We start from the raw sequence: 6,531 nt of genomic DNA, 5'->3' as shown, positions 1-6,531 counted from the left end.
CCGGGCACGACGGTGCCGGAAGAGAGGCCGGATATACGAAAGCATCTTACTCCCGTTACACAAATGCAGAATGGCTTGCATAACGGGAGGTGTCCATATACGGGTAAGGCGTAGCCGCCACCCGGCGTTGTTGCACAAGCGCTACGTACCCGAAACCTTCGGGAATATCTCCAGATACTTCTCCGAGCCATAAAACGGGATCACCAGAAACGCCATTCCCGCTGAACCGTTGGCTAGCTGCACCGCCATATCGCCATTGCGGGTAATAAACAGGGTCCGGTCCTGCCAGCGACAGCCGACGCTCATATCCGGGGTGCAATTTTTCAACTTCGTTAGCAGCACGCCCTCTTTAGTCAGGAAGAAGTACCGGCTTTCAGGATCTGAAGGTTTTGCCGCCGACTCATCCAGCAGCACGTAGGTCTCCTCCCGCAGCGTGCGGTTTTGCGCATCCAGCGATTTCACCTGCAGCGATCGGCCCGGATAGTTGAAGCGTAACTCCACCATCGCCGCGTTGTCGGCTCTGACATACATCGTCTCGGCCAGATCGTTTGCACCGTAGTATTTTCCCCCGCCCGGCTGAAGCGGCTTGTTCATAAAGCGGTACACCGTGTGGCTGCGAATATCCTGACGGTTCGGATACTCGGCGTTAAACTGCGCTTTTTGCGGCGAACTGACGACGCAGCCGGTGAGTAACAGCAGACAGAGCAGGACAGACAGTTGACGCATTCCTCTTCCCCATGCAGGTATTCAGAGTAGGTTGACGGTGCTCTCTAACCAGCCAGGAAGATGTTCTCTGTACCAGTTGAGATAAGTTTGATAATCGCTTTTCTGCCGCGTATGGAGGAGTAAAACCACCTCCGTTACGATCCAGGCTTTCGCAATGGCGATCTCTTTGGCCAGATCACGAACGCCGGACTGACAGGCAATCAGACTATAACGATCGGCTATAGCATTGAATGCCTGAATGTTGCCCATCCCCTTTATTAGGGGGGCAAGGTCGATAGCCGGGCTTCCCGTACCAAACCGCTCCCAGTCAAAAAGCACCCACTCGCCGGTCTCTCTTCTGCCCCAGTTTCCCGCATTACTGTCGCCGGAAATCAAGCCCGGATGCCGAAACAGCGCCTCGCTGTGCTGATGAAAACAGCGCATCTGCTGCGCGGCACGGTCCGGCAGGGCCAATAGCGCCAGCGATGCTTCAAGCGCGGCGGCTGACCAGCCGTGAGGATGGTAAATCCATGCAGGATCCGGCGGAAAACGATGCAGGCGAGCCAGCATCGACAGCACCTCGTCGCCTGCCACCGCAGCCTGATCCACCGGGTAAGGAATATACTCCAGCCTTAACATCCGTCGGGAAGCATCGGCAGACCGCAGTGCGGGAGTAACAATATCCGCCTGACGCAGCCGCGGCGCAGCGGTGTGATAAAACGCAAACTCCACCTCACTGACAGGATATTTCTCGATGACCCGCTGCCCCGCTTCATCGCTGATGAGCGTGACGTTCGCGGCCCCCATCCTGGATAAATTCTGCTCAGACATGCTTTATTCCTTTAATGGCTCATTCACTGCTGCTTGCCAGTACAGCGGCGTGCCAAAGGCCTCGACGTAGTAATCGATCACCGCCCGCACGTTCAGCGGCGGGTGGCGCGTGTTGGGGTAGATGGCCGCAATGGTGAGGGGTTCGGTATTGATGGAGGTCTCCCAGGCCGGGAGCAGTTTCACCAGCTCACCGCTCTGGATCCGGTCGCCGATCAGCCAGTCCGGGAACAGTACCATCCCCATCCCGCCCAGCGCGGCGATAAGCAATGTTTCGGCGTTATTGGACGAGAGCAGCGGCGTGACGGGATAGTGGGTCCACGCCTCGCCGGGCCGACGCAGCAGCCAGCGGTTGGGGCCGGACGAGCCGCGATAGACCAGGCATTTATGCCGCATGATGTCGTCCGGCGTTTCCGGCGTGCCGTATTTGCGCAGGTACGCCGGAGCGGCGGCGAGGTGATAAAACTGCTGGCCCAGCACCCGGGCGTGAAACGAGGAGTCGGTCAGCGCGCCGATGCGAAAGATCACGTCGGCGGCATCCCGATGGGGATCGATGTAATCATCGGTCAGCGTCAGCTCGATGCTGAGCCGGGGATAGCGTGCCGTCAGGCCGGGCAGCCCGGGGGCGATATGCCGCTGGCCGAAAAAAACCGGGGTGTTGATGCGGATGACGCCGGAAGGTTCGCGCTTGCGCTCGTCCAGCTCCCGGCGCGCCTCGTCAAGATTGCCGAGCATCAGGCGGGCAAAGCGGATAAACAGATGCCCGCTCTCGGTGGGGATAATCGCCCGGGTGTTGCGGTAGAACAGCTGCTGGCCGAGGGCGTCCTCCAGCTGATGAATCACCCGGGAGACCTGCGATGCCGACACGCCCTCCCGCCGCGCCACTACCGAAAAATTCTGGGTTTCATAGACCGCAGTAAAGATCTGCAGCCAGCGAATATTGATGTTGGCGACGTCGTACATTAATGCAATTCCTGCACAGGTGTTTATTGCATTATGGCATTTTTCTCACGGATAAACAGGCGTACGCTTCCCGGCCTCAACAACGGAGAGACGGCGTGGTATGCAACTTATCTTGATTTTATTGGTGATCGCGGGCGGCATGGGGCTGTCCGTCGAGGCAGGATTGCTGGGGCCGCTTGGCGGTGAGGTGGGGGATCTGTGGGCAACGTTCAGCGTGTTCGGCGTGGGTGCCGCCCTGACGTTTTTACTGATGCTGTTTTTCAGCCCGCGCAACAGCCCGTCGTTTTTTGCCCAACCCTCATGGCAGCTGCTGGGCGGGGTGCTCGGCCCGATCTACGTCATTATTCTGACGATTGCGACTCCGGCCATCGGCATCGCCATGACCATGATTGGCATCCTTGCGGGCCAGGTTTTTAAGAGCCTGATCATCGACCACTACGGCCTGCTGGGCACGCCACACCGCAAAATTAACAGTAAACGCATCATCGCGCTGGGGTTCATCATCGCCGCGCTGGTGCTGGTTGCACAGGGTTAACACTATGACAGTTATCATGATTCTTCTGGCGATGATCGGCGGTGCCACGCTGAGCATTCAGGCCGCTATCAACGGCCAGCTGGGCAGCAAGGTAGGCGTTTTTAAAAGCGCATTCCTGACCTTTTCCGTCGGGGCGCTGATCACCGCCCTGCTGATCTTCTTCTTTGAACCGAAACAGGCCGTGACCCTGCTGGACGTACCGAAATGGCAGCTGCTGGGGGCAATGTTTGGCGTGCCCTATATCGTGGTCATGGTGCTGGCCGTGCAACGTATCGGTACGGCGGTCGCCACGGTGGCGGTGATTTTCGGACAACTGACCATGAGCATGCTGATCGACAATTTCGGCTGGCTGGGCAATGCGGCGATTCCGTTTTCCATGAGCCGACTGGGCGCTATCGTCTGCCTGGGGATCGCCCTGTTCTTTATCTACTCCAGCAGCAGAACGCCGGAAACAGAGGATAAGCCTGCTCAGGCTGCCATCAACGAGTAATATCGCCGGGTGGCGCTGCGCTTACCCGGCCTACAAAACCGGTAGGCCCGTGCAGCAAAGTTCGTAGGCCGGGTAAGGCACAGCCGCCACCCGGCAAATGCCGATTCGCCAGCCCGTTGCAAATTGGTTATGATCCCCCTCTCTTTTTCCGCCGGTCAGCCAGATGTCTGTCATTATCGATACCTTTATTGCCCCGCCGTGCCACGCCCCGATAGAGACGCTGTGGCAGGACGATCATCTGGTGCTGATCAATAAACCCAGCGGGCTGCTCAGCCTGTCAGGGAAGAATCCGCAGAATCTTGATTCCGTGCACTACCGGCTGGTGCAGACTTTTCCCGGCTGCACCCTGGTGCATCGCCTTGATTTCGGCACCTCCGGGCTGATGGTGATTGCCCGCAACAAGGCGATCAATGCCGCCCTCTGTCAGCAGTTCAGTCAGCGCAGCGTGACCAAGATCTATACCGCCCTGCTCTACGGCCATCTGGCCGATGACGAAGGGGTGATAGACGCACCCATTGCGAAAGATCCGGCGCTGTTCCCGCTGATGTCGATTTGCGCGATCAACGGTAAGCCCGCCCGCTCCCGCTATCGGGTGGTGGAGCGCTTTTATCACCCAGGAGAAGTGCCGGTGACGCGGGTACAGCTCACCCCGGAGACCGGGCGCACCCACCAGCTGCGCATTCACTGCCAGCAGCTGGGCCATCCGATTCTGGGCTGCGATCTGTATGGTGGGCTCCTGCCGCCGGGCACCGGGCGGACGCCGCGGCTGATGCTGCACGCCAGCGAGCTGCATTTTGCCCATCCTGTCAGCGGCGAGCCGATTGTCGCCCTCAACGCCAGCCCGTTCTGAACAGGTATTTGATTTTTTTAAACGGGGTTTACCTGATAGGGTGATAGACCTTGTCTACCTGACCAGGTGAAAACAATGCCATACGCGCAGAACGAGAACGATATCAACACCCTGTTTCAGAAACTGAATGCGATTGCCCAGACCGGACTGACCTTTTCAAAAGACGTGTTTGATACGGAGCGTTATGAATCTCTTCGTCAAATCGCCACGGAGCTGATGGCGTCGCGCTTCGATATTGACTCTCAGACCCTCCATCATGTGACCGAATCCGGTTACGCCACGCCGAAAACGGACGTGCGTGCCTTTATTCTGCGTGACGGCAAGCTGCTGATGGTCCGGGAAGCGGAAGATGGATTATGGAGTTTACCCGGCGGCTGGGCAGACGTGGGCGACACGCCCTCTAACGCCGTCTGCCGTGAAGTTGCCGAAGAGACGGGGCTGCAGGTCAAAGCCACCAAACTGCTCGGCGTCTGGGACCGCAATCTTCACGGTCATCCGCCCCTGCCGTGGCATGTTTATAAGCTTATCTTTCTCTGTGAAGAGACCGGCGGCAGCCTGGCCATCAACCACGAAACCACCAGCCTCGGTTTCTTCGATATCAATGAACTCCCGCCGTTGTCGCTGACGCGGATTGTCGCCGAAGAGCTGGAGGTCAGCATGGCAATCGCCACGTCCGATCGCCCGACCTTTTTTGACTGAGTGACGATAAAGGAGCGGCATCCGCTCCTTTACGTGCCTTCAGCCCCACGCCCGATTCTGCAAAACCACCCGGTAACCGTCGTGATCCACAAAGGTACGTCCGTTGACATCCCAGTAGGGGTTAAATGACTCCACCCTGCGGAAACCCGCGTCGATCATCCGGGCGCAGGTCTGCTCCCACTCCGCTTTATCGGGATAATAGAGAACGAACAGGTCCTCTGAGGTATGTAAAGGCTGGACGGGATGATGGTGACAAACCGTGAACTCGAGATGCCAGGGCAAATTCGCCAGCCCTGACATAATGCCGCTGAAGCCCTGATGATCCTGGAAGTCGGCAATCTTTTGCAGGCCTAATCCCTGGCTGTACATCTGAAACGATCGTTCGAGGTCGGTAACGGGTCTGGCAATGCGCATATGGGTGAACATGTGTTGCTCTCCTGGGGAAGATGGTGATGAGTCAGTCTACCTGCCGTTACGTTTTTCATTTTCCCGTCCGTGCCGAAGGAGTAACGTTACCGGTGTACTTTCAATCACTTCATTCAGGACAGTAAATGAAAAGACGCTATGTGGTGGCCGATGTTTTTACGGATCAACCCTTCCTGGGCAATCCCGTCGCCGTCGTGTTAGACGCGGAGGATCTGAGCCCGGAGCAAATGCAGCGGATTGCCGTTGAGTTTGGCTACAGTGAGACCACCTTTGTCCTTCCGCCGGACGATGCGGCCCATACCGCGCGGGTGCGGATTTTTACCCCCTCGCGTGAGATTCCATTCGCAGGCCACCCCAACGTCGGCACGGCGTTTGTGCTGGCACGCTATGCCGCGATGAACGGGACCACGCTGCCCGAAACGCTGCTGTTCGAGGAGATCGCCGGCCTGGTTCCCGTCAGGCTGTTAAAGGACAACGGCACGGTGACCGGGGCCGAACTGGTCACGCCGGAAGCCTTATCCTGCCGCGCTGAAGTCAGCCCGGAAATGGTCGCCGCCTGCCTGTCGCTGACGGCGGAGGATATCCGCACCGACACGCATAACCCCCTTGTCGCCTCGGTTGGCCTGCCGTTTCTGGTGGTGGAACTCGTCTCCCGGGATGCGCTTCGCCGCTGCGTGCCGAACTTGCAGGGCTTCCGCGCAACGCTGCCGCTGGATGGCGCGGTCTCTGTTTATGCTTATACCCGGTATAAAGATGCCGGTGAGGTGGGGGATTTGCAGGCGCGGATGTTGACCCCACGCATGACGGAAGATCCGGCGACCGGCAGCGCCACCGCCGCCGTCACCGCCCTGCTGGCCCAGCTTCAGAATAAAACCACGCTGTCGCTACAGGTGAGTCAGGGCGTGGATATGGGGCGGGCAAGTTTGCTGTATTCGGGGTATGACGCCTCGTCAGGCCAACCCGTAGTGCGGGTGGGCGGCAGCTGCGTCATTACTTTTGAAGGGGCGTTTACGCTGTAAGGTTCTATCGCTGGAA

At 58.4% G+C, this 6,531-nt stretch carries 9 protein-coding genes; 5 read left to right on the top strand and 4 right to left on the bottom strand.

What is annotated here, in order from left to right; genetic code table 11:
- Nucleotides 1–141: 141 nt before the first annotated feature.
- Genes WFO70_RS16105 through WFO70_RS16095 form a run of 3 tightly spaced genes read right to left on the bottom strand, consistent with a single transcriptional unit; the run spans nt 142 to nt 2,496 of the window.
- Nucleotides 142–726 (bottom strand): hypothetical protein, encoded by a 585-nt coding sequence (locus WFO70_RS16105; RefSeq protein WP_337017474.1) that lies wholly within the window; start codon nt 724–726, stop codon nt 142–144.
- A gap of 21 nt (nt 727–747) precedes the next feature.
- Nucleotides 748–1,536, bottom strand: a complete 789-nt coding sequence (locus WFO70_RS16100; protein WP_337017472.1) for a phosphotransferase — start codon at nt 1,534–1,536, stop codon at nt 748–750.
- A 3-nt stretch (nt 1,537–1,539) separates the two neighbouring features.
- Nucleotides 1,540–2,496, bottom strand: coding sequence for a LysR family transcriptional regulator (locus WFO70_RS16095; RefSeq protein ID WP_337017471.1), 957 nt, complete (start codon nt 2,494–2,496; stop codon nt 1,540–1,542).
- 100 nt (nt 2,497–2,596) lie between these two features.
- On the opposite strand from WFO70_RS16095, the gene WFO70_RS16090 reads away from it, so the two are divergent.
- From WFO70_RS16090 to WFO70_RS16075, 4 genes are all read left to right on the top strand, one after another.
- Entirely contained in the window at nt 2,597–3,031 is a 435-nt protein-coding gene (locus WFO70_RS16090) for a DMT family transporter (protein ID WP_337017469.1), read from the top strand.
- Between the two features lie 4 nt (nt 3,032–3,035).
- Nucleotides 3,036–3,521, top strand: a complete 486-nt coding sequence (locus WFO70_RS16085; RefSeq protein WP_337017467.1) for a DMT family transporter — start codon at nt 3,036–3,038, stop codon at nt 3,519–3,521.
- Nucleotides 3,522–3,684: 163 nt separating this feature from the next.
- The gene (locus WFO70_RS16080; RefSeq protein WP_337017465.1) at nt 3,685–4,371 is read left to right on the top strand and encodes an RluA family pseudouridine synthase; all 687 of its coding nucleotides are present in this window, start codon (nt 3,685–3,687) and stop codon (nt 4,369–4,371) included.
- A 75-nt stretch (nt 4,372–4,446) separates the two neighbouring features.
- The gene (locus tag WFO70_RS16075; RefSeq protein ID WP_337017463.1) at nt 4,447–5,070 is read left to right on the top strand and encodes an NUDIX hydrolase; all 624 of its coding nucleotides are present in this window, start codon (nt 4,447–4,449) and stop codon (nt 5,068–5,070) included.
- A gap of 39 nt (nt 5,071–5,109) precedes the next feature.
- Here the strand turns inward: WFO70_RS16075 and WFO70_RS16070 are convergent, their stop codons facing one another.
- A complete protein-coding gene (locus WFO70_RS16070; protein ID WP_337017461.1) occupies nt 5,110–5,496 on the bottom strand; it encodes a VOC family protein in 387 nt (128 codons plus the stop codon).
- A 125-nt stretch (nt 5,497–5,621) separates the two neighbouring features.
- Here WFO70_RS16070 and WFO70_RS16065 point away from each other — a divergent pair, with 125 nt between their 5' ends.
- Entirely contained in the window at nt 5,622–6,515 is an 894-nt protein-coding gene (locus WFO70_RS16065; RefSeq protein WP_337017459.1) for a PhzF family phenazine biosynthesis protein, read from the top strand.
- Nucleotides 6,516–6,531 lie beyond the last annotated feature (16 nt).

It is taken from the genome of Leclercia sp. AS011 (genome assembly GCF_037152535.1).
Lineage (GTDB): Bacteria > Pseudomonadota > Gammaproteobacteria > Enterobacterales > Enterobacteriaceae > Enterobacter.
The sequence above is the reverse complement of the archived record's forward strand: the minus strand, read 5'-3'. Positions and strand labels throughout refer to the sequence as shown.